We start from the raw sequence: 22738 nt of genomic DNA on the forward strand, positions 1-22738 counted from the left end.
CAAATGCTCATAAAAATGAACATTCAAAACTGAACTGCAAAACGTTAAGATACAGATAAAGATCTGTATTCCGTAATATATCCTTAGAAAGGAGGTGATCCAGCCGCACCTTCCGATACGGCTACCTTGTTACGACTTCACCCCAATCATCTGTCCCACCTTCGGCGGCTGGCTCCCGTAAGGGTTACCCCACCGACTTCGGGTGTTACAAACTCTCGTGGTGTGACGGGCGGTGTGTACAAGGCCCGGGAACGTATTCACCGTGGCATGCTGATCCACGATTACTAGCGATTCCGGCTTCATGTAGGCGAGTTGCAGCCTACAATCCGAACTGAGAACGGTTTTATGGGATTAGCTCACCCTCGCGGGGTTGCGACCCTCTGTACCGTCCATTGTAGCACGTGTGTAGCCCAGGTCATAAGGGGCATGATGATTTGACGTCATCCCCACCTTCCTCCGGTTTATCACCGGCAGTCACCTTAGAGTGCCCAACTGAATGCTGGCAACTAAGATCAAGGGTTGCGCTCGTTGCGGGACTTAACCCAACATCTCACGACACGAGCTGACGACAACCATGCACCACCTGTCACCGCTGTCCCCGAAGGGAAAGATCTATCTCTAGAACGGTCAGCGGGATGTCAAGACCTGGTAAGGTTCTTCGCGTTGCTTCGAATTAAACCACATGCTCCACCGCTTGTGCGGGCCCCCGTCAATTCCTTTGAGTTTCAGTCTTGCGACCGTACTCCCCAGGCGGAGTGCTTAATGCGTTAGCTGCAGCACTAAGGGGCGGAAACCCCCTAACACTTAGCACTCATCGTTTACGGCGTGGACTACCAGGGTATCTAATCCTGTTTGCTCCCCACGCTTTCGCGCCTCAGCGTCAGTTACAGACCAGAAAGCCGCCTTCGCCACTGGTGTTCCTCCAAATCTCTACGCATTTCACCGCTACACTTGGAATTCCGCTTTCCTCTTCTGTACTCAAGTCCCCCAGTTTCCAATGACCTTCCACGGTTGAGCCGTGGGATTTCACATCAGACTTAAAGGACCGCCTGCGCGCGCTTTACGCCCAATAATTCCGGACAACGCTTGCCACCTACGTATTACCGCGGCTGCTGGCACGTAGTTAGCCGTGGCTTTCTAATAAGGTACCGTCAAGGTACGAGCAGTTACTCTCGTACTTGTTCTTCCCTTACAACAGAGTTTTACGATCCGAAAACCTTCTTCACTCACGCGGCATTGCTCCATCAGACTTTCGTCCATTGTGGAAGATTCCCTACTGCTGCCTCCCGTAGGAGTCTGGGCCGTGTCTCAGTCCCAGTGTGGCCGATCACCCTCTCAGGTCGGCTACGCATCGTCGCCTTGGTAGGCCGTTACCCTACCAACTAGCTAATGCGCCGCGGGCCCATCCTGTAGTGACAGCCGAAACCGTCTTTTAACATTTCCACATGTGAGGAAATGGATTATTTGGTATTAGCCCCGGTTTCCCGGAGTTATCCCAATCTACAGGGCAGGTTGCCCACGTGTTACTCACCCGTCCGCCGCTAAATCAGAAGAAGCAAGCTTCTTCGTCATTCGCTCGACTTGCATGTATTAGGCATGCCGCCAGCGTTCGTCCTGAGCCAGGATCAAACTCTCCATAATAGAGAACTTAAAAAGCTCATTTGTTTTGCTGGCATCATCATTAAATGATGTCAAAAATTGTTTTGCTATCGAAATAACCGAAGTTAGTCTTTCAAGCTATATTTCTTAACGTTTTGCATGTTCAGTTTTCAATGTTCATGGTATTAAATAATGGAGCGGGTGAAGAGAATCGAACTCTCATCATCAGCTTGGAAGGCTGAGGTTTTACCACTAAACTACACCCGCATATATATTATATAAATTATTGTTTTATTGGCGCGCCCGGCAGGAGTCGAACCCACAACCTTCTGATCCGTAGTCAGACGCTCTATCCAATTGAGCTACGGGCGCATCTTTTTGCATTGCTTGGTGCGGCCGAGAGGACTTGAACCTCCACGGGGTTATCCCCCACTAGGCCCTCAACCTAGCGCGTCTGCCGTTCCGCCACGACCGCATAGTTATTAAATAGGACAAGTTTGATTATACTATCAGCAAACAACAATGTCAACAATAATTGATGAGCCATGTAGGATTCGAACCTACGACCCTCTGATTAAAAGTCAGATGCTCTACCAACTGAGCTAATGGCTCGTACAAGAAATGGCTGGGGTACCTGGATTCGAACCAGGGCATGACGGAATCAAAATCCGTTGCCTTACCGCTTGGCTATACCCCAATATGGCGGTCCCGACCGGGATCGAACCGGCGATCTCCTGCGTGACAGGCAGGCATGTTAACCGCTACACCACGGGACCTTTAAATATGTATTTTGGTAAATGACCCCTACGGGATTCGAACCCGTGTTACCGCCGTGAAAGGGCGGTGTCTTAACCGCTTGACCAAGGGGCCATGAATGGCTCCGAAGGTAGGACTCGAACCTACGACCAATCGATTAACAGTCGATTGCTCTACCACTGAGCTACTTCGGAATAATTTTTGTCGTTTGTTTTACTCGACTTTTATTATTATAAAGAGCCTTTTGCGAAACGTCAACTACTTTTTAGAAATTTATTTAAGTTTTTCTAAAGGAATTAAAAACAGTTCACCCAAACACTTGCCACACCTGAATTTTTTGGTATTTAACCGAATTTTTCGATTATATAAAAGCGAGCATTTTACGCATTGATATGTGTATTTTGAGGCCCTTACTTGCTTATTCCTTTCAATAAGCGTGGAGCAAAATCGGGGAGAGTTTGTCCTCTTTAATAACTCTCTGAAGTCAGCATCTCTATGTTTATATCCTTTTCCTTCTATATGTAAATGATAATGACAAAGTTCATGTTTGATTACCCCGACTAATTCTTCCATGCCATGTTTTTCAAAAACAAGCGGATTAACTTCAATATCATGTGTTCTTAACATGTACCTTCCACCAGTACTGCGCAATCGTTTATTAAAAAAAGCTCTATGCAGAAAGTCTTTCCCAAAAATTTCTTTCGATACATTACAAACTAGTTCATACAATTTTTCATCTGTCATGTCACTCTCTCCTATTAAAAAGAGGTTGTCCAACGAAAAGTTCATTGGACAACTCTAATTAGTTACACTTGTTGTTCTGGCGGAAGCATAGTCAGAGCTATTCTTCCTTTATTCGCATCAAACTGTTCTACCCATACAGTTACAATATCTCCTAGAGACACAACATCAAGTGGATGTTTGACAAAACCTTTTTTCAATTTGGAAATATGCACTAGGCCGTCTTGTTTTACACCAATGTCTACAAAGGCACCAAAGTCTACTACGTTTCGAACCGTTCCTTGGAGCTCCATTCCTGCTTTTAAGTCTTCTAACTTAAGTACATCTTTTTTCAATATAGGCTGCGGGAATGCTTCACGCGGATCACGGGCCGGCTTAATAAGAGTGTCTACAATATCTTTTAACGTGATTTCACCAATTTCTAACTCTCTGCTAACTTCTTCTATTGATATGTTTTTTAACGCTTCTTCTGCTTCTTTTGAGCCTATTTGATTTTTCTTCAAGCAGGCAATTTCTAATACTTGCTCTGCTGCTTTATAGCTTTCTGGATGAATTCCTGTTGCATCAAATGGATTTTTTGCATCAGGAACACGTAAGAACCCAATTGCTTGCTCATATGTTTTCGCACCAAGACGTGGAATTTTCTTTAATTGCGCTCTAGAAGTAAATCTACCTTGTTCATTTCGTAGGTTCACCACATTTTCTGCAACTGTTTTAGATAATCCCGAAACATATTGTAAAAGAGAAGCAGATGCAGTGTTTACGTTTACTCCAACCTGGTTAACAGCAGTTTCTACTATAAAAGTGAGCGATTCCGATAATTTTTTCTGTGATACATCATGTTGATATTGGCCAACTCCTACCGCTTTAGGATCTATTTTTACTAGTTCGGCTAGTGGGTCCTGGAGTCTTCTTGCAATTGAAACCGCACTACGCTGCTCCACTTGTAAGTCTGGAAATTCATTTCTTGCTGTTTCAGAGGCAGAATAGACGCTGGCACCAGCTTCATTGACAATCACATATGCAACTTCACCTTCTACTTCTTTTAGGCAATCTACGATGAATTGTTCTGTTTCACGAGAGGCAGTTCCATTCCCTATAGCAATTAATGAAATTGGATACTTACTTATATAAGAAAGAACTTTCTTTTTAGATCCTTCTATATCCATTTTTGGTGCATGGGGATATATAGCAGAAACCTCTAATAACTTACCAGTATCATCTACTACTGCAAGCTTACACCCTGTACGATACGCGGGATCTACACCGAGAATTACTTTACCTTTTAAAGGTTGTTGTAATAAGAGGTTACGCAAGTTTTCCGAAAAAATATGGATGGCTTGTGTTTCCGCTTTTTCTGTAAGCTCTGTTCGTATTTCACGTTCGACAGATGGCTGGATTAGTCGCTTATAAGAGTCTTCTAATGCTACCTTTACATGCTCCACAGCATCACTAGACGTATGATTGGGAATCCAGTGCACCTGCATCACTGTTATTACTTTGTCCTGTGGTACTTGAAGACTTACTTTTAAAACATCTTCTTTTTCTCCACGGTTAAGAGCTAAAATACGATGCGGAACAATCTTTTTTACCGGTTCTTCGTAATCATAGTACATTTCAAATACTTTTTTCTCGTCTAGTTCTTCTTTTTTAACAGAGGAAATAACCTTTCCATCTGCACGTGAGATAGTTCGGATTTGTTCGCGGATTTTCGCATCATCTGCAAATTGCTCTGCTAAAATATCTCTCGCTCCCTGTAGTGCATCCTCAACGGTATGAACTTCTAATGCTTCATTCAAATATTCAGCTGCAAGTTTTTGGACTGATTCTTTCGGGAAAGTCATTACCAAATCTGCCAATGGCTCTAACCCTTTTTCTTTTGCAATTGTCGCTTTTGTTCTGCGTTTCTGCTTATAGGGGCGATATAAATCTTCTACTCGTTGAAGTACCGTTGCATTATGAATAGAAGCAGACAGTTCGTCGGTAAGTTTTCCTTGTTCGTCGATTAATCGAATGACTTCTTCTTTACGCTGTTCTAGCTGTTGTATGTAATTGTATCGATCTTCTACTGATTTTATTTGAACCTCGTCTAGAGATCCAGTTTGTTCTTTTCTATATCGTGCGATAAAAGGAACTGTATTTCCTTCTTCTAATAATTTAATTACTTGTTCAGCTTGTGAAGATTTTACGCCTGTTTCTTTAGAAACGAGCTGGAGCATTTTCTTTATTTCCAAAACAAACACATCCTTTCCTTATAAGTTTTATTTTAACATACGGAGAGCTAGAGCGCTTTTCTAACTGGAGTGGTATCAACTGTCTAAACAGAACCAAACACATCCACTCCATTAAACATGCAGAATGACCACACTCCAGCCATTCCGATCAATGTGAACGGTCTGAAGTGTCAGTTTCAATAAAAAAAGCCTACTCTAGTTAACTAGAGTAAGCTTCCTACTATAAAAGTTGCGTCGTCTCCGTGTTCGATTTCCTTGTACACAGATTCGTAGAGATATTTGGCATTGCATGATTCCTTTATTGTAGCTTTTGGACTTTTCATGTTTACGCCGTCAGAATGAAGTAAAAATAAATCTTCCTTTGTGCAGGCATAAGTTTGTGTATTTATTTTTTGTTTTCTACCAGATAAATAACCCATGACTGGCAAAGGATAAATCATTTTACCTGTTGATCGTTGGTACATGTAAAATTTAATATTCCCGACACAGCTATAAGATATCGTTTGTGCGTTATAATCTATTTTAACAAGCGCTACTGCCGCTCCTCTTTTTTGAACCATTAGCTCATTACTACGTAATAGTAATTCATCAAGAGATTCTTCCGGGTATTGCTCCAATATTTTCGGTATAATATCTGCTGATTCTTTTGCCACAGGACCGTTTCCAAGTCCATCTGCAATAGCGCAAAGCATAAAGTCTTCATTTTTAGATACATAGTATGTATCTCCAGATTCTAAATTTCCCATTTTGGCTTCCTGATATACTAGCAACTCTACTTTTTCATCTGAAAAATCCTTCAATTTATTACGCCACCTGACGATAATATTGCCTGTTGCAATTTTTTAATAGCTTTACGTTGAATTCTTGAAACATGCATTTGAGAAATTCCGAGTTTATCTCCAGTTTCTTTTTGACTCAGCTGCCCGATATATGTAAGCTGAATTATTTCTTTTTCACGTTCGGATAGTACATTTAGTGCATCGGCTACAAGCAAACGCTGATCTGTTTTTTCAAATTCTCCATCCTCGTTTCCAATTACATCAAATAACGTAATTGTACTACCGTCGGAATCTGAATCTAATGAATGGTCCATCGATAACGCTTGATAACTTTTTCCCATTTCCATTGCTTCTAGTACATCTTCTACATCTACACTTAAGTAGTCCGCAATTTCTGGCACTAATGGAGATCGTTGAAATTCGACTGTTAAAGTTTCAACAGCTGCTCTAATACGAGGACCTAGTTCTTTAATTCTTCTAGGTACATGTATTGCCCATGTTTTATCTCGTAGAAATCGTTTGATTTCACCAATGATTGTTGGGATTGCAAAGGCCTCAAAATTCCTTCCAAAGGATGGATCATATCTTCTTATTGCACCAAGAAGTCCTAGCATCCCTACTTGCACAATGTCTTCATGATGAGATTTACCGTTTGAGTATTTACGAGCGATAGACTCAACCAACCTTTTATAATTGACTACCAAATTGGTCTGAGCCTCTTCACACTCCGTCAGTTGGTATTCTTTAATCCATTCTAATATCTTTTCTTTAGATTGCTTGTTAGGAAGTGATGTGTTCGACATTTTCATCCACCTGCTCTACTCCGACATACTTCGTCATAAATACAGTTACACCTTCTTGGTGGTGGACTTTTACTTCATCCATCAACGTCTCAATTAAATATAAACCAAGCCCGCCTTCTCGCAAAAAAGATACCTCATCTATTTCACGGTACGGACCAACTTTTGCTTTCGTCTCTTCAAAGTCAAAACTTTTCCCATGATCCGCTACCATAATTTCCATCTTATCTTTATATAATGCACATCCAATAACAATTACACCATCTTCATCTTCTGTATATGCATGTTGAACTGCATTCGTAATGGCTTCACTTGCTGCAATCTTCAAATCTTCGATATCATCATACGTAAATCCCAGACGATTTGCTAAACCCGAAATAGTAAGTCTTGCTACACTAACGTACTGCGGCTTTGCTGGCAAACGGATTTCAACATAATCAAACGGTTTCATCTATTTTCACCTCTTCGCTCACAGTTTGAATATCCATAATATCTCCAAGGCCAGTTATATCAAACAATCTTTTCAAGCGAGATGAAAGTCCAGTTAATTCCACATGCACATCTGATTCATTCACACTTTTGTAAAAGCCCACAAATACGCCTAATCCTGTACTATCCATATAGGTTACGTCTGTTAAATTTAACTCCACGTGGCGATTTTCTTTTAAATCTATCTCTGCTAATCTCTCACGAAGCATTGGTGCTGTAAATGCATCAATCTCTCCTTTAATAATCCCTTTTACTTGCATATCCTCTTGTTGTAGTTCTATCGTAATATTCATTTACTTCTCCCCCGTCTTCACTATATATAGTAATCTATACCACATACTAGTTAATGATAAACATTTTCTTTATACTTTCTTGAAAATGACAAGAGTAAAATCATCTCGCTGTTCAAATTCCTGTAACTCTTCTAATCTATGAAACACAAACTCTACCATCTCCTGTGCAGATTGATCTCTTACACTTTCAATAATATCCATGACTGTTTGTGGTTCTATAAAGCCATCTTTCGAGCGACATTCCGTTACGCCATCAGTCATCATAACAATGAAGTCGCCTTTATCGAGGACAATTGAATGTTGTTCGTACTCAACGTTTGCTATCACACCAAGTAATAAGCCTTTTGCTTGTAATTCTGCAAAACTGCTAGATTTTGCACAATAAAAAAGTGGTGGCTCATGTCCAGCAGAAGCATAGGTAAACTCACTTTTTAATGTATCGTATGTTCCATAAAACATAGAGATAAACATGGAGTCGCTTACGCTTTTCTCCACAATTCTGTTTATAACATCCAACACCATAATTGGATCTGTTTCTGCACCATCTAAACTATCCATTCCATACTTAATCATCGACATACAAAGGGCGGCAGGAATTCCTTTACCAATAACATCTGCCACAGCTACTCCTACCGTTTTTTCGTTATGTAGGAAATGCGTATAGTCTCCGTTCATTTCTTTTGCTGGTACAGAAATCATACCAATATCTAATCCCTGCATTTCCGGTACTTTTGTTTTAAGTAAAGTTTGTTGAACATTAGAAGCTAATTCCATTTCCATTTTAAAGTTTTGCTGTTTTTGAATTAATGCTTGATGTTCTTTAAGAGCTAGTCCATAACGAACCATTACTTCTATTAATAAATCAAAAGAATGCAAAACATTTGCTGGTAAGTCAGGAATTATTTCTTCTAAAGAAGCCTTATGTATACTAATTACTTCTTCTGGGGAAATATTCTTTTGAATAAGTTGCCTACTAAAATTTTGTCCTTCATATAAATTATGTTCTGTTTGTCTTAATGTATATTGTTCTAATATTTTTTTATATTCTTTTTTGAATTCTTGTGGCATTATTCAGTTGACCTCCTACCTAAGCCACTTTGTGGCACTAATTGTAGTACCTTCTCCTACTACTGTTTCTATCTTAAAATCATCCATTAGACGCTTTACTCCAGGTAAACCAGCCCCAAGTCCGCCTGATGTAGTGTAGCCATCTTCCATAACCTTGCGAACATCAGGAATACCAGGACCACTATCAGATGCGATTACTAATAATCCTTTAAGTTTGCTCTCTGTAATTTGTTTGATCTCTATATTTCCTTTTCCAGCATATAAATAAATATTACGGGCAAGCTCACTTATTGCTGTTGTAATTCTAGCTTGGTCTACTGTACCGAAACCTATATCTTTCGCTTCATTTCTTCCAAGTTGTCTGGCAGCAACTATGTCCCACTCGCTGATAATATCCACTGAAGACCTTAAGTTCATATTGAATTAGGCCTCCAATTCTCGTTCTAGTTTTTCCAATCCGTTTTCTAAATCTAGAGCTGTTACCACATTTTCAAGTCTTATACCTAGTTCTATTAAGGTGATCGCAACAGCAGGTTGTATACCTGTAATAACGACTTTAGCTCCCATAAGACCCGACATGTTAATTACATCACCAAGTACTTTTGCGATGAATGAATCGATAAAATCAATTGGTGTTAAATCAATTACTACTCCTCTTGCTGCAGTTGTATGTAGCCTGTTCAATAAATCCTCTTGGAAAGCAAGAGCGGTTTGATCGTCTAACTCCCACTGAATAGAAACAATTAAACAATCTCTTAGTTTTAAAATAGGAATCCTTGTCATCATTATGAGTTCACCTCTACAATTGCACGATTTGTAAGAGCAAGGGCTTGTTCAACACCTCTTTGTAAGGTGCTTGTTGTTGTAAAGTCATTTAAATTTATACCAAGCGTTACTATTGTCTGGGCTATTTCTGGACGAATTCCGACTAGCATGCATTTAGCTCCAACTAAACGAACGGCATCAGCTGCTTGAATGATATGATGGGCTACCATCGTATCTACTACTGGAACACCAGTAATATCAAGTAATACTACTTCTGCTCGATGCTTCACAACACCTTGTAATAAGTTTTCCATAATTAACTTTGCACGCTCTGTGTCAATCGTTCCAACTAAAGGCATCACTGAAATTTTCTCAAAAACAGGAATTAGCGATGCAGATAGTTCTTGTAACGCTATTTTTTGTAAACTTACTGTTTTTTCCCAGACTTTTGAATACGCATCTACAATGCTATGTGTTACTGGAGTTAGCCAATTGTTCAATATTTCTCTATATGACTTATAATTACTTTCATTTAAGTACTCGGCTATTTCTAGATTCTCATATATAACTTCCGTAAAATTAGACAACGTCTTTAAAACAAAGGAAACCGACCAGCCGAATCGAACAATCTGTACGGAAAACTCATTTAATTTTCCTCTGTATGTTTCTTTTTCTTCTGTTAAACTAGAAATCATTAACTCTCCAAACTCACGAGCTGTATGATCTATTACTTGATCAGACATTACTTGAAAGAATCGATCATCTTTCTCTTCTTCCATTTTGATTTTCCATTTTTCTAGTATCTCATCAATATTTTCGTGAATGTATCTTGCAATTAGTCTATTCATGTTTTATATACATCTCCTTATTGAAAATTGAAATAATAGTAGTTTTATTGTAACGAATATTGGAGATATTTACATCTTATTAAGTTTTCCTAAGAATTCTTTTCATTAAGAAGTATTTTTTTACGGCTGCTGATTATCCAATTTGCCCCATTAAAATTTCACAAGAAATGCGTAAGGATCCCATTTTGCATTTGTGCGTTTTTGGTTCGCTTTGGACGAAATGATCGCTACATCATTACCGAGGGCAAAGTGTATAAATAGGAAAATGGCTATTCTTTCATTTCCAAAAGCTCGGCATTTCTATTACAAGTAGCCTATGGAGAGTGACGGACGAACGACTACCACACGATTATCGAAAAAATGCGGAGGGATGCGACTTTGTCGCATCCCTCTGCAGCAAGAAATCCAGGTAATGATGTAGGACTCGTTCAGTTCCAAGTACTCCAAAAGCACCTATACATAGAGTATCTAGTGTGGTATTTTTTGAAATTAAAAAAACACAATGTGTATTTGTCGTATCACACTGTGTTTTGTCTATGTATTAAAATTTCACGATACCTAAGCTAATGCCTAATGCGTGATCTACTTGATCCATTACATCTTCATCAAGATGCGTAATTTTATCTGTAAGCCTAGATTTGTCTATCGTTCGTAATTGCTCTAACAAAATAACAGAATCACGTTCAAAATCATATTCTTTTGCATTAATTTCCACATGTGTTGGTAATTTTGCTTTTTGAATTTGAGCAGTAATTGCGGCAATGATAACAGTTGGACTAAATCGATTACCAATATCATTTTGAATCACCAAAACGGGTCTGGTCCCACCTTGTTCAGACCCGATTACCGGTGATAAATCTGCAAAAAAAACGTCCCCACGTTTTACGATCAAGTTTTCATCCTCCACTTACGAGTCGCTCTGTCGTATGTTGCGCTTCATATTCTGCATGTAAACATTCCGAAGAAATGGTTAAATTTATATGAGACATTTCAACATAGCCTTTCATCATCGCTTCTCTTATGAGATTTGCCTGGCCTTTCTTCATATATTCATTTGCTTGGACACGAACAACGCTTTCCTTACCAGTTAATGATTGTTTAATGGTTTTTACTCCTCCATTAACCATTTGCATTGGAAGCTCAATAACCGCTTCTTTTTTCTTTTTATCACTTACCACAGCAAACACCTCCGACAAAACATTTCCCTATCTGACAATTTACTTCATCTTACCATTACTAGAGCTGAAATAAAAGACATAATAAGAAATGGTTAGACAAATTATGCAATTAGTACTTTTGTTTTGTCGAATAATTATTTACTGTAAATTCTCGGGATTCTAGTAGAAAATGTGCAACATATTTCATAAGGTATTGTATCTAAAGTATTTGCCCATTCTTCTATGCTAATCTCTTCATTCATTTGGTTCCCTAGTAACACAACTTTCTCCCCAACATTAACTTTTTCATCTACACGTACCATACATTGATCCATACATATTTTCCCCACGATTGGCATTCTTTTCCCGTTTATTAAAACAGATTGAGTGTGCAGCTTTCTTAGTAATCCATCTGCATAACCAATTGGTAGGGTGGCAATCCATTCATCAGAATCTGCTATATACATTGCTCCATAGCCTATAGTTGTGCCTTTATTGACTTTCTTCACATGCACTACTTCCGTATGAAGTGAGAGTGCTTTTTCTAAAGGAAATGGAAGTTGTTTATTTACCCAAGAGGATGGGGCAATTCCGTACATGGATATACCAAAACGTACCGCATCCCATCTTTGACTTGGATATAGAAGAGCCGCAGCGCTATTAGAAGTATGCACGACGGCTGGTTTTTCTTTAAATAAATCGAGTAGTCTTTCAAATTTGGTCACTTGATCCATAAAGTACTGTTGATCTTCTTCATCAGCAGTAGAAAAATGTGTAAACACACCCGTTACTTTCAGCCAATTTCGCTTCTGTATAAAATCAAGTGCCTTTGTTAATTCTTCGGCCTCTGTAAATCCTATCCTACCCATACCACTATCGATTTTAATATGCAATTTCAAAGGATTGTTAAAATGGCGAGTGGCAAGAAGCCACTCTAGTGAATATGCTGTTAATGTAATATTTCGTTCAAATGCTTCTTGTAAAAAAGTAGCTGGTGATGCCCCAAGAACAAGAATTTCCGCAGTAATACCCGCGTCTCTTAAATGAAGAGCTTCCTCTGGAGTAGCAACAGCTAATTGTATCGCACCAGCCTGTAGAGCAGCATTTGCAACTTCAATATCCCCATGTCCATATGCATTTGCTTTTACTACAGCGATGATATTGGTATGCTTTGGAAGCGTGTCTTTCAAATGTTTCAGATTCGATTCAATCGCTTGCAAATTTATTTCGATAAATGTTGGTCGATAGTGTTTCTGCGACATATGACTTCCCTCTTTTTTAATCTATTTACACTAATTATGCTACTTGAGATTAGAAGGCGTCAATTTATAATCATTTTAGGCCAGTAACGGTCATAGATGAAGCCACTTCAATCATTTCCTCTTTACTTAAAGAAGAAGATGCTATAAAGAAGGACATGCCATCTTGTTCCCAAGTAAGCGATTGATCAGTTACCGCCCCAATTGCAACTCCTAAATCTACCGGATCTCCAGGAGCAAATACAGGAATCGTTGAAGACATAGTTGGATTACTTATCTGTTGGACGATGGTAAAATCTTTATCTCCACTAAATGTTAAAATGACTCGTTTGTCATCTTCTACCTTCAAAACTTTTTCATCAATTAAATGCACATTGTCCCATTTAATTACTGGATAATGCGTTTCAAATACAGGGTTTTCCAACTCTGCAGATGCTTCTACAGTATTTCCTTCTGCTTTCGCAGCTGGCGTTTCAATTTTGTATTCCCCTGCTGCTCGTGTTTTCCCAAGTGAAACTTGGTTAAACTTAATATGAATTTGTTCTTCTTTGTTTTCATTTAAGATAGAAACGTCCGTTGGTAGTAATGTTTTTTTATCGATATAAATCTTTTGGGAAGGCAGCATATTTTTATGATTATTCGTTGTTTTCGTTTCAAATATATACTGGTTTCCTTCTTCTTTAAATGTAGAATTTTTATCTTTCTTAATATCTTGGGCTAGAGAGCCAATTAAATATGCCTGGCTATTTTCTGTCGGCCACTTACTTTGGAACTTATACGTTTTGTTAAGAGCTGGCGTTACAACGAATACACCTTCAGTATTACGGACAATCATTTGCGTGTTTTCTGCGTTTGCATCTGACACTTTTACTCGGTAAAAATCAGGTTTTGTATGCCATACTTCCACGTCATACACTCTAGGTTCTTGCCCTGTAAGGATACTCATTTGCGCAGTTAATTCATATCCCTTTGTATCCACCCACTTATTACTCAACTTCTTTAAGACATCTTCTTTTGACTCCGCTCCACATGCAGATAGTACCAGGATCATTGCAAATAAAAAAAACAGTTTAGCCACTCGGCTCTTCAATCAGTCCACCCTTTCTATTATCACTGCGTTCATTCATTGTATGTAGGTGGACGACCGTTTATGATTGCAGAATTACTTGAGCAGCTGCATATTCTTTTGTATGTGTTATGGAAACGAAGCCATTTACTTGTTTACCTTTAAAATAAAGAGATGGTTTTCCACTTATTTCTCGAACAATTTCAATGTCGTGAAAGCTACATTCCTTCCCAATGCCCGTACCCATTGCTTTGGAAAATGCTTCTTTTGCAGCAAATCGCCCCGCTAAAAACTCTATTTGTCGTTGATCTGATAAATCGTTCATCTGTAATCTTTCTCTATCCGTCAGAATACGCTCTTCAAATTTTGACGTTTTTCCTTTAATTGATTTAATTCTATTCATTTCAGTTATATCTAGACCTATTCCAATAATCATGATTGTTTCTCCTTTCCAAATACCCTTATTAAAGGATATACTATTAGTAGAAAATTTGAGGTGAAATGATGTTTACAAGAACAGAAAGCTTTAAACAATACATTAAATTATATCCAGTTGTCTCTACTTTGCTGGCATTAAACATTGCTATTTATATTTTGACAAGTATGCCGGTAATCGGAAATCAATTATTTAACTTAGGTGTTCATTTTAACTTACTTATTAGTGAAGGCGAATACTGGCGTTTAGTTACACCAATATTTTTGCACGCTTCTCTCTCACATTTATTATTTAATATGTTCTCTTTGTTTATTTTTGGACCAGAGCTTGAACAAATTGCAGGAAAAGCACGTTTCTTAACTATTTATTTGTTAGCAGGTCTAATTGGGAACGTGGCTACTTATTTAATACATGATTGGAATTACACGAGCGTTGGTGCAAGTGGCGCAATTTATGGAATGCTCGGAGCTTTTGCTGCTTTAGTTTATTATACGAAAAATTTCTTACCACAGTTAAAACAAATCATTATACCAATTATCGTTATTGGAGTTATCATGACTTTTATTCAACCAGGCATTAATACAACCGCTCATATCGCGGGTTTAATTACTGGATTTGTTATCGGAATTATTTATTTCCATCCTAAACGAATCGCTGCTTGGAAGAAACGTAGAAATAAATTTAAATCCGTCTAACACAGAAAGAACAGCCTTTACGTAAGAGGCTGTTCTTTTTCTATGTCTATTTTGGGTTTCCTAATTGGTTCGTACCAGTCTAAAAGCTTTTCCGCATCTGCTTTTTCGATATGCGGAATCGTTGTTGCTGCCCCCGCTACACCGGATTTAATTGTCGTAATGATAGACGATACATTTGCTCTCTTTTGAAAATAAGTTGTTCGTTCTGTCATCGCTTGAATTCGTTTCTTTTCCATCCAAACGGTTACTTTATTAATAACACGATATTGCACTACTAGTTGCTGTTCCTCTATATAAAATCCTGCTGTTTTCTTTTGCCAAATACCTAAAACATAACTTAATGGAAATAAAAGCAGCGATAATAATCCAAATGGATAGAAAAAGTAGCTAACTGCTGCGGCAACAGGAATCATCCATAAAAAATCTAATCGATAGAAAAATTTTCTCGATCTATTTGGCACTTTTTTGAAGCTTGGTTCAAATTGTAGATCTGGGAATATTTGCATCAATACTGGATTGATTTTCGTTTTTTTAATTAATGGAAGTAATCGAATTTTTTCATCTTTCTCGGCCATCGAACCACCAGCACTGTCTACAATTACAGTCGCATAACCTGTGAGCTGACGCAGTGGATTTTCGACTACGCGTATTCCTTGAATTCGAGAAAGCGGGATCGTAATTTTCTTTTTCTCTAATAGTCCTCTAGTTAGAATTATTTCATCATCTTCTACTCGAATCGTAAAATCATAGTAGTTAATAAGCGTTAGTACTACAGACACAACCCAAGCAACTAACAAGACAGCGAAAACTGCTAGCGCTACCATTAGTACACCAAATCGAATGAAAACAACTATTTCATCATATATCAATTCGTAAGGTATAATGTTTGAAAATTGCGAGGCAAAAATGGCAAGACCCGAGAAAAATACTCCTATCCCACCGGAAGTACTCGCTAAAACAAACAAGTCTTTCATCGACATATGGAATATTGGTCTTGTTTCTTCTTTGATGAGTTCTTGAACTACGACTGTTTCCTCTAGCTCTGTCGTTTGCTTATTTTTTGCTTGCATCATTTCTTTTTTGATTTGATCGGCCTTTAATTTTGAAATTGCGGTTAACTCAGCATCTGCTTCTTTTGTTGGTCCACCACCAGCAGTCTCCACTTTTACTTTCACCAATCCAAAAGGTCTATGGAAAATACCTTCTGTGTAGTTCAAGCTCTGAATTCTTTCAAAAGGAATATATCGCTTTTTCTTTACGAATAGACCATACTCAATTCGTAGCTCTTCTTCCTCAAACCAATATCGAAATCGTTTCCATTTGATAATGCCACTAACAAGTAAAAAGATTAGAACGACTCCATAGATACTATACGTTATATAAGATGACCAGCCATCAGAATCAGCACTGCCACCAAATCCATTTACTGCAACGACAACAACAAGCGGGACAATCATGTCTTTTAACACTTTTATAAAATTAATGAGTGCAGAAATAGGGTGAAGCTTATACTTTTCTTTAGACATCATCTTCCGCCACCCTCGCTAGTACAGATATTCTCCCACGGAGCTCATCTGCCTCAGCAGTAACAAGTGCGGGAATTGTATGACTAGTAGCAGCAGTCGAAATCGTAATAGATGCCAAATCATACTTTCTTAAAATCGGTCCTTGCTCTGTGTCGACATGTTGCACGCGAACCATTGGTACTAGCGTACGTCTCACAACAAATAAGCCATGCTGCAGTTCAATTTCTTGATCTCTCACTTCATATTTCCAACGTGTCCATCTCACTTTTGGAAATAAAAAAATGAGTAAATACCCTATGAGTAGCACTACCAATCCATCTACTATGTATATCCACATATAGTTATCAATAAAGAAATTGATTGCACCAACACCAATTCCAAGTAGTAATGCAATAAGTGTTTGTAGACTCCCATATATCCGCCATACGCGTAGTCCTTTTTCCGAGATTCTATTCATTGGTTCAGTTCTCATATTTACCACCTCTTCCCTTTTCATTGTATACGTAATATACGACAAAATGTTTCAATTTTGTATGATTATTTTTGAAGCCATCCGATTTATCGAGTGTGCCATCCGATTACACAATAATCGGTTTTTCCAACTACAAAGTTACATCCTTCTTTTCTTCAATAACTCTGTTAAACGATCATGCTTTATAGACGAAAATCCGCTCGCTTTCCGCGGACGAACTGCCAAGCCTCCTCACTAGCAAGCCTGAGGGCACTGAAAAAAGTGGTGTTCTAATAAAATTCCTAATAAATATCCGCTAATTGGATTTAGCACGGCTCTGTTCGCTTTCCGTGGGCGAGCGCCGAGCCTCCTCCTACGCTACGCTTCGTGCGGGGTCTCGGCTGTCTCGCTTTCCCACAGGAGTCTCACGCCGCCGTGCTAAATCCTATAGTACAAAGTATCGACGCATCAAATATTTATCATAAAAAATTCTGTAATAGAGTTTTTCAGTGCCCTCTTCAAGCCCGCTCTGCGGTCTTGGCAGCCCTTAACCGCGCCTATCCAATAAAAAAAGGATGAATCCTACATCGAAATGTAAGATTCATCCTTTGAATTGTATTATTAGTTTTCGCTACGTGTTGAACGAGTTCTAGTGCTACGTTGTGTAGAGCCGTCACGTGGACCACTGCTACGACGTGAGCCGCTAGCGCTTGGACGAGAACCGCCACCTGAACGTGAAGATGATCCGCGATCGCTTCCTCCACGACTTGATGAACTACGTCCGCCGCCGCCGCTACGGTTACCTTTGTAACCACCGCCACCGCTGCGTCCGCCTCCACCGCTACGTTCTCTACGAGCTGGTAATGGGCGTTCTTCAGAAAGAGCGATTGGTGTATCGTTTGGCTCTTTTGTTAATGATTTTAAAGCTGCAGCAATTACGTCTACTGCTTCAAATTTTCCAAGCATTTCCGCAGCAAGTGTACGGTAATCACCTAAATCATTTTTGTTCACGATTTCTGATAAAGTATCAATTGCAACACGTTGTTGACCGATCAATGCTTCATCTGAACTTGGTGGAGTAAGAGCAGTCATACGTTTTTTCGTAGTATCTTCTACAATACGTAAGTAACCCATTTCTCTTGGTGTTACGAAAGTTACAGCAATACCACTTTTCCCTGCGCGTCCTGTACGACCGATACGGTGAACATAACTTTCAGGATCTTGTGGAATGTCAAAGTTGTAAACATGCGTTACGCCAGAAATATCTAATCCACGTGCCGCTACATCTGTTGCAACAAGGATGTCGATTTTATTTGATTTAAATTGTTTTAATACTGACATACGTTTAGCTTGGCTTAAATCACCATGGATTCCTTCTGCAAGGTAACCACGAATGCTTAGAGCATGTGCTAATTCGTCTACGCGACGTTTTGTACGACCAAAAATAATTGCAAGCTCTGGTTGGTGAACGTTTAAGATTCTAGAAAGAACATCAAATTTTTCACGCTCAGTAGCTTTTACGTAGAACTGTTCAATGTTTTCAACAGTCATTTCTTTAGACTTGATTTTTACTTCAACAGGTTCTTTCATGAATTTATCAGCAATTTTACGGATTGGTCCTGGCATTGTAGCTGAGAACAATAATGTTTGACGTTCAGCAGGAATGCTTTCTAAAATTGTGTTGATATCTTCGATGAAGCCCATGTTAAGCATTTCATCTGCTTCGTCTAAGATAAGTGTTTGGACTTGATCAAGTTTCAACGTACGACGGTTGATGTGGTCAAGAATACGACCAGGTGTACCAACGATTACTTGAGGTTTGTTTTTAAGTGCACGAATTTGACGGCTAATTTCTTGACCACCATATACAGATAAAAGACGAACCTTTTTGTCGTATCCTAATTTATAAAGCTCTTCTGAAACTTGAATTGCAAGTTCACGAGTTGGAGCGATAATTAACGCTTGGATATTCGGGTTTTTTGTATCTATTTTTTCAATCATCGGAATACCGAAAGCGGCAGTTTTACCAGTACCAGTTTGTGCTTGACCAATAACATCGCGACCACTCATAGCATGTGTAATAGTACCTTCTTGGATTGGTGTTGCTTCTTCAAATCCCATACGTTGAACGGATTTTAATGTAGAAGCACTAATATTTAATTCTGAAAAATTTGTCAAAATTTAATCTCCTTTTTGTTCTGTTTTGACAAATGGTTACATTTTCAGATGAAATTGCGGCAAATTCGAGCCTATACGAGGAACGTTTCCGTTACTTAAAATTCTCTGTGGTTTTAGATCAGAGGGGTCTTATATAAAGGGAAAGCCCGGTCTTTTGCCGAGCGGTTCGTTAATTAGAGGAAACATCCTACTACAATAACTAACCGTTATGTTCAAAAAAAAGTACTCTTCAATAAAAAGCTGAAGAGTCTTCACACAAAATGTATCCATTGCTCTGAACGTAGTATACCATGTCTTATAATGAGTTGCAAATAATACGCAACTGTTATAATAATTAGTTAATTAGTTCCTTGTATTTCTTCATCCTCTATTAAAAAAGAAAAAGTTTGAGGAAACCAATCGTTACAGTCATCACTATAGCAAATATGATGCTTGCCTGTTTCGGAATAAATAAGTTTTTTCGTTTCGGAACTTATATGATCAAATAAATATGGGGCTGTTGTGAATGGTACAATTCCATCTTTCTTCCCTTGCACTAGACAGACAGGAATATTTATTTGCCCATAATACTGCTCAACCATTCTAACTAATCGCATAAACTCAATTGCTGCATGAATAGGCGTGTTTCGTAATTTTGCACTATACAATTGATAAAGTGTGTTGTCCTCTAGTGTTCCTGTCATTGCTTCTTTTGCAATATCTCGAACATCTTGAAGTAATTGAGTAGGATAAATATATTTTGCAGCAGCACTTAATAACACTAGCTTCTCTATTTTATAGCGGAGCGCTAAATATATGGCAATAATTCCACCCATTGAAAATCCAATCACGTATACACAATCCACTTCTTTTTGCAGTTGGCGAAGAGCCTGCTCAGCGGCCATCATCCATGTTTCCGCTGTTACTCTTTTAAGTTCCAGCGTTTCTCCATGACCAGGAAGTGTAGGGACAACAATTTGCCAGTCTGTATTTGCTTCCAAATATTCTACAAGTGGCTGCAATTCATATGGTCCACCAGTAAAACCATGAATACAAAGTACTCCCGTTTTCATGTTGCCACTACCCCATTCTGATTAGTTATTTTTGAAAAGGCTCAATCACTTTTTCTAGCTTCATTCCCCGTGAGCCTTTTACTAAAACAATGGATTGTTCATTTATTTTATTATTTAAAAACGAAATAAGTTGGTCATAATCATTTTCTACCCATAAAAGCTGGTCTTTGTTAAACTGCGTTGTTAACTCGTTAAATAACCATTTCATTCGTGGTCCAAATAAACAAACCCCGGAAAATACCTCATTTGAAATAGATGCACTCATCTCTTCATGGTATTGCTTTTCGTTCGCACCAAGCTCTAGCATATCACCAAGGACTAGCCACTTATCCGGCTTAATAAATGATTTCTCCAAAAAGGAAATAGCTGCTCTCATGGAAGTTGGTGCCGCATTATAAGCATCATTGATAAAGATTCCTCCGTTAGAGGCTTCTATCACTTGCATACGCATATCTGTTAAAACAATTTGTTTTAAGGCTTCTCGCATTTGTTCAGCAGTTAACCCAACTTCTTTTCCAATTAATAAAGCCGATAATGTATTTTTCACTTGATGCTCTCCAAGAACTGGAATCGACATTTCTTCGTTCAGTTCCCCTTCTACACGGAACGCACTACCTTGTTCCGTAAACCTAACTTCCCTAATACGTAAATCGTTCTCTTCCTTTGCACCGAACGATTTCGATTTAATAGAAGGAACGCTTTCAATAAACGGACGAAGTAGCGGTTCATCCCCATCATAGAAGAGTTGCCCTTGCTCATTTAGACCGGAGATAATTTCAAATTTCGCTTTTGCAATACCTTCTCGAGAACCAAGATCCTGCATATGTGCTTCTCCAATGTTTGTAATGACTGCGTATGTGGGCTTCGCTAGATTCGAGAGAAACTCAATTTCTCCAAAGGAACTCATACCCATTTCTAGCACTGCAAACTCCGTATCTTCTTCCAGCGATAAAATCGTTAATGGTAATCCTAATTCATTATTAAAGTTACCCTCTGTCTTTTTCACTCGGAAATACGGAGAAAGCATACCTGCAACTAAATCTTTTGTAGATGTTTTCCCGTTAGAGCCGGTTATACCGATAAAAACAGTCTGTAACTCCGCACGATATGCGGTCGCCATTTGTTGAAGTGCTTTTTCCCCACTCTCCACATATAAAAGCGGAACGTCCTTTGGAGGATTCGGTTCATCCTTTAACCATAAAGAAGCCGCTGCTCCTTTTTCAAAAGCATCCTGTACGAATTGATGTCCATTTACACTCTCCCCACGAAAAGGAATAAATAGATCTCCAGGTTGCAATGTTCTCGTATTAATCGATACTCCTGTTACAAGGGGATTATGTTCAAGTAATTGCTCTAGTTGTAACCAGTTAGCTATTACTGATAATTTTTTTTTCAACTTGGTCACTCTCCATCCTTTGAATGCTCAAGCTGTTGTTTTTCCTCGTAGCGTTCGATCGCCAGAGTAATCAGTTCTTCAATTAGTTCTGAATAAGACAAACCTGATTCCATCCAAAGTTTTGGATACATGCTAATCGGCGTAAATCCTGGCATCGTATTCACTTCATTAATAATTACCTGTTCATTGTCCGTAACAAAGAAATCAGCACGAACAAGCCCAGAACAATCTAAAACTTTAAACGCACGAATTGCAGCGTCTTCCATCTTTTTCAATAACTCGTTAGAAACAACAGCTGGAATAGCATAGTTCGTCGTACCATCCTCATATTTTGCTTCGTAATCATAGAAATCTTTTGTCGGCAAAACTTCACCTGCCACCGAACATTTCGGTGAATCATTCCCAAGAACACTCATTTCTAGTTCACGCGCCACAATGCCCTGCTCTACAATGATTTTACGATCATATTTAAAAGCAAACTCCACTGCTTTGATTAGTTCTTCTCGGTTTGCAGCTTTTGTAATACCTACACTAGATCCTAGGTTTGCAGGTTTCACAAATAAAGGCCATTTCAAATTTTCTTGCATTTTATCGACCAAGGCTTCTTGATTATTTTTCCACTCGTTGCGAATGAAATACATATAAGGAACTTGCGATAAGCCTGCTTGCGCGAATAATTGCTTCATGACCACTTTATCCATCCCAGCAGCAGATGCCAAAACGCCATTCCCAACATACGGTATGTTCAATACTTCTAGTAGCCCTTGCACGGTTCCATCTTCTCCATTAGGACCATGAAGTAAAGGGAAAATAACATCCAGATGCGAAGCCTCATCTCCTTCTACTGGCAAGAAGCTCGTTATTGTATTTGGCTTGCTTGTTTCATTCCCTATTTTCAATGATTCCACCGTTTTTGCAGGACCTGCTAGGACATTCCCTTTTCTCCACTCGCCTGTTTTCGTGATAAAGATTGGGTAGACTTCATATTTATCAAAGTTAATCGCTTGTGTAACTGCTCTCGCTGTCAATAAAGACACTTCGTGCTCTGCAGATTTTCCACCATATAATAAACCTAATTTAATTTTCATTTGTTCAATAACCTCCATGTTTTGGATAGTACTAGTTTATCACGGACCATCTCATTAGTTGA

The 22738-nt window shown here is 38.8% G+C and carries 22 protein-coding genes, 8 tRNA genes and 1 rRNA gene; 1 reads left to right on the plus strand and 30 read right to left on the minus strand.

Going from position 1 to position 22738, the window contains the following annotated elements; all coding sequences use genetic code 11:
* Positions 1-87: 87 nt before the first annotated feature.
* The 24 genes from MHH81_RS18000 to acpS all read right to left on the minus strand — a co-directional run bounded on the left by MHH81_RS18000 (position 88) and on the right by acpS (position 14290).
* Positions 88-1641, minus strand: a 16S ribosomal RNA gene (locus MHH81_RS18000).
* Positions 1642-1792: 151 nt separating this feature from the next.
* Positions 1793-1866 (minus strand) — tRNA-Gly (locus MHH81_RS18005).
* 28 nt (positions 1867-1894) lie between these two features.
* Positions 1895-1971, minus strand: a tRNA-Arg gene (locus tag MHH81_RS18010).
* A gap of 16 nt (positions 1972-1987) precedes the next feature.
* Positions 1988-2074 (minus strand) — tRNA-Leu (locus tag MHH81_RS18015).
* A 64-nt stretch (positions 2075-2138) separates the two neighbouring features.
* Positions 2139-2211 (minus strand) — tRNA-Lys (locus MHH81_RS18020).
* Positions 2212-2221: 10 nt separating this feature from the next.
* A tRNA-Gln gene (locus MHH81_RS18025) sits at positions 2222-2296 on the minus strand.
* 3 nt (positions 2297-2299) lie between these two features.
* Positions 2300-2375: transfer RNA gene (locus MHH81_RS18030), tRNA-Asp, on the minus strand.
* A 22-nt stretch (positions 2376-2397) separates the two neighbouring features.
* Positions 2398-2469, minus strand: a tRNA-Glu gene (locus tag MHH81_RS18035).
* A gap of 5 nt (positions 2470-2474) precedes the next feature.
* A tRNA-Asn gene (locus MHH81_RS18040) sits at positions 2475-2549 on the minus strand.
* A gap of 79 nt (positions 2550-2628) precedes the next feature.
* Complete coding sequence (locus MHH81_RS18045; protein ID WP_340923910.1) at positions 2629-3099, minus strand: SprT family protein; 471 nt, start codon at positions 3097-3099, stop codon at positions 2629-2631.
* A gap of 62 nt (positions 3100-3161) precedes the next feature.
* Entirely contained in the window at positions 3162-5330 is a 2169-nt protein-coding gene (locus MHH81_RS18050) for a Tex family protein (RefSeq protein ID WP_340923914.1), read from the minus strand.
* A 203-nt stretch (positions 5331-5533) separates the two neighbouring features.
* Positions 5534-6130 carry a PP2C family serine/threonine-protein phosphatase gene (locus MHH81_RS18055; protein ID WP_340923916.1) on the minus strand — a complete coding sequence of 199 codons (597 nt, stop codon included), beginning with the start codon at positions 6128-6130 and terminating at the stop codon, positions 5534-5536.
* Positions 6127-6912 carry an RNA polymerase sigma factor SigB gene (sigB, locus tag MHH81_RS18060; RefSeq protein WP_340923919.1) on the minus strand — a complete coding sequence of 262 codons (786 nt, stop codon included), beginning with the start codon at positions 6910-6912 and terminating at the stop codon, positions 6127-6129. The genes MHH81_RS18055 and sigB overlap by 4 nt, the downstream gene beginning before the upstream one ends.
* Entirely contained in the window at positions 6890-7360 is a 471-nt protein-coding gene (gene rsbW, locus MHH81_RS18065; protein ID WP_340923922.1) for an anti-sigma B factor RsbW, read from the minus strand. The genes sigB and rsbW overlap by 23 nt, the downstream gene beginning before the upstream one ends.
* A complete protein-coding gene (locus tag MHH81_RS18070; protein ID WP_340923925.1) occupies positions 7347-7691 on the minus strand; it encodes an anti-sigma factor antagonist in 345 nt (114 codons plus the stop codon). The genes rsbW and MHH81_RS18070 overlap by 14 nt, the downstream gene beginning before the upstream one ends.
* 69 nt (positions 7692-7760) lie before the next feature.
* Entirely contained in the window at positions 7761-8759 is a 999-nt protein-coding gene (locus MHH81_RS18075; RefSeq protein ID WP_340923927.1) for a PP2C family protein-serine/threonine phosphatase, read from the minus strand.
* Between the two features lie 15 nt (positions 8760-8774).
* Positions 8775-9176, minus strand: a complete 402-nt coding sequence (locus MHH81_RS18080; RefSeq protein WP_340923929.1) for an anti-sigma regulatory factor — start codon at positions 9174-9176, stop codon at positions 8775-8777.
* Between the two features lie 6 nt (positions 9177-9182).
* Positions 9183-9545 (minus strand): STAS domain-containing protein, encoded by a 363-nt coding sequence (locus tag MHH81_RS18085; RefSeq protein ID WP_340923931.1) that lies wholly within the window; start codon positions 9543-9545, stop codon positions 9183-9185.
* Complete coding sequence (locus tag MHH81_RS18090; protein WP_340923935.1) at positions 9545-10372, minus strand: STAS domain-containing protein; 828 nt, start codon at positions 10370-10372, stop codon at positions 9545-9547. Before MHH81_RS18090 ends, MHH81_RS18085 begins: the two co-directional genes overlap by 1 nt.
* A 541-nt stretch (positions 10373-10913) precedes the next feature.
* Complete coding sequence (locus MHH81_RS18095; protein WP_340923938.1) at positions 10914-11264, minus strand: type II toxin-antitoxin system PemK/MazF family toxin; 351 nt, start codon at positions 11262-11264, stop codon at positions 10914-10916.
* A gap of 4 nt (positions 11265-11268) precedes the next feature.
* Positions 11269-11550: a transcriptional regulator gene (locus tag MHH81_RS18100; protein ID WP_340923940.1), complete on the minus strand. Its 282-nt coding sequence runs from the start codon at positions 11548-11550 to the stop codon at positions 11269-11271.
* Between the two features lie 134 nt (positions 11551-11684).
* On the minus strand, positions 11685-12791 hold the full coding sequence (gene alr, locus MHH81_RS18105; RefSeq protein WP_340923943.1) for an alanine racemase: 1107 nt from the start codon (positions 12789-12791) through the stop codon (positions 11685-11687).
* Positions 12792-12861: 70 nt separating this feature from the next.
* The gene (locus tag MHH81_RS18110) at positions 12862-13878 is read right to left on the minus strand and encodes a LolA family protein (protein ID WP_445678105.1); all 1017 of its coding nucleotides are present in this window, start codon (positions 13876-13878) and stop codon (positions 12862-12864) included.
* 58 nt (positions 13879-13936) lie between these two features.
* A complete protein-coding gene (gene acpS / locus MHH81_RS18115) occupies positions 13937-14290 on the minus strand; it encodes a holo-ACP synthase (RefSeq protein WP_340923946.1) in 354 nt (117 codons plus the stop codon).
* Between the two features lie 68 nt (positions 14291-14358).
* Here acpS and MHH81_RS18120 point away from each other — a divergent pair, with 68 nt between their 5' ends.
* On the plus strand, positions 14359-14985 hold the full coding sequence (locus MHH81_RS18120; RefSeq protein ID WP_340925338.1) for a rhomboid family intramembrane serine protease: 627 nt from the start codon (positions 14359-14361) through the stop codon (positions 14983-14985).
* 17 nt (positions 14986-15002) lie between these two features.
* On the opposite strand, the gene MHH81_RS18125 is transcribed toward MHH81_RS18120, so the two are convergent.
* The 6 genes from MHH81_RS18125 to MHH81_RS18150 form a co-directional block, all read right to left on the minus strand.
* On the minus strand, positions 15003-16514 hold the full coding sequence (locus tag MHH81_RS18125) for a PH domain-containing protein (RefSeq protein ID WP_340923950.1): 1512 nt from the start codon (positions 16512-16514) through the stop codon (positions 15003-15005).
* Complete coding sequence (locus MHH81_RS18130; RefSeq protein WP_340923953.1) at positions 16504-16983, minus strand: PH domain-containing protein; 480 nt, start codon at positions 16981-16983, stop codon at positions 16504-16506. The genes MHH81_RS18125 and MHH81_RS18130 overlap by 11 nt, the downstream gene beginning before the upstream one ends.
* 600 nt (positions 16984-17583) lie before the next feature.
* Positions 17584-19140, minus strand: coding sequence for a DEAD/DEAH box helicase (locus MHH81_RS18135; RefSeq protein ID WP_340923955.1), 1557 nt, complete (start codon positions 19138-19140; stop codon positions 17584-17586).
* A 338-nt stretch (positions 19141-19478) separates the two neighbouring features.
* Entirely contained in the window at positions 19479-20192 is a 714-nt protein-coding gene (locus tag MHH81_RS18140; protein WP_340923957.1) for an alpha/beta hydrolase, read from the minus strand.
* A 25-nt stretch (positions 20193-20217) separates the two neighbouring features.
* Positions 20218-21588 (minus strand): UDP-N-acetylmuramoyl-tripeptide--D-alanyl-D-alanine ligase, encoded by a 1371-nt coding sequence (locus MHH81_RS18145; protein ID WP_340923961.1) that lies wholly within the window; start codon positions 21586-21588, stop codon positions 20218-20220.
* 5 nt (positions 21589-21593) lie between these two features.
* Positions 21594-22676 (minus strand): D-alanine--D-alanine ligase, encoded by a 1083-nt coding sequence (locus tag MHH81_RS18150; RefSeq protein ID WP_340923964.1) that lies wholly within the window; start codon positions 22674-22676, stop codon positions 21594-21596.
* Positions 22677-22738 lie beyond the last annotated feature (62 nt).

The organism is Psychrobacillus sp. FSL H8-0484 (genome assembly GCF_038005325.1).
GTDB lineage: Bacteria > Bacillota > Bacilli > Bacillales_A > Planococcaceae > Psychrobacillus.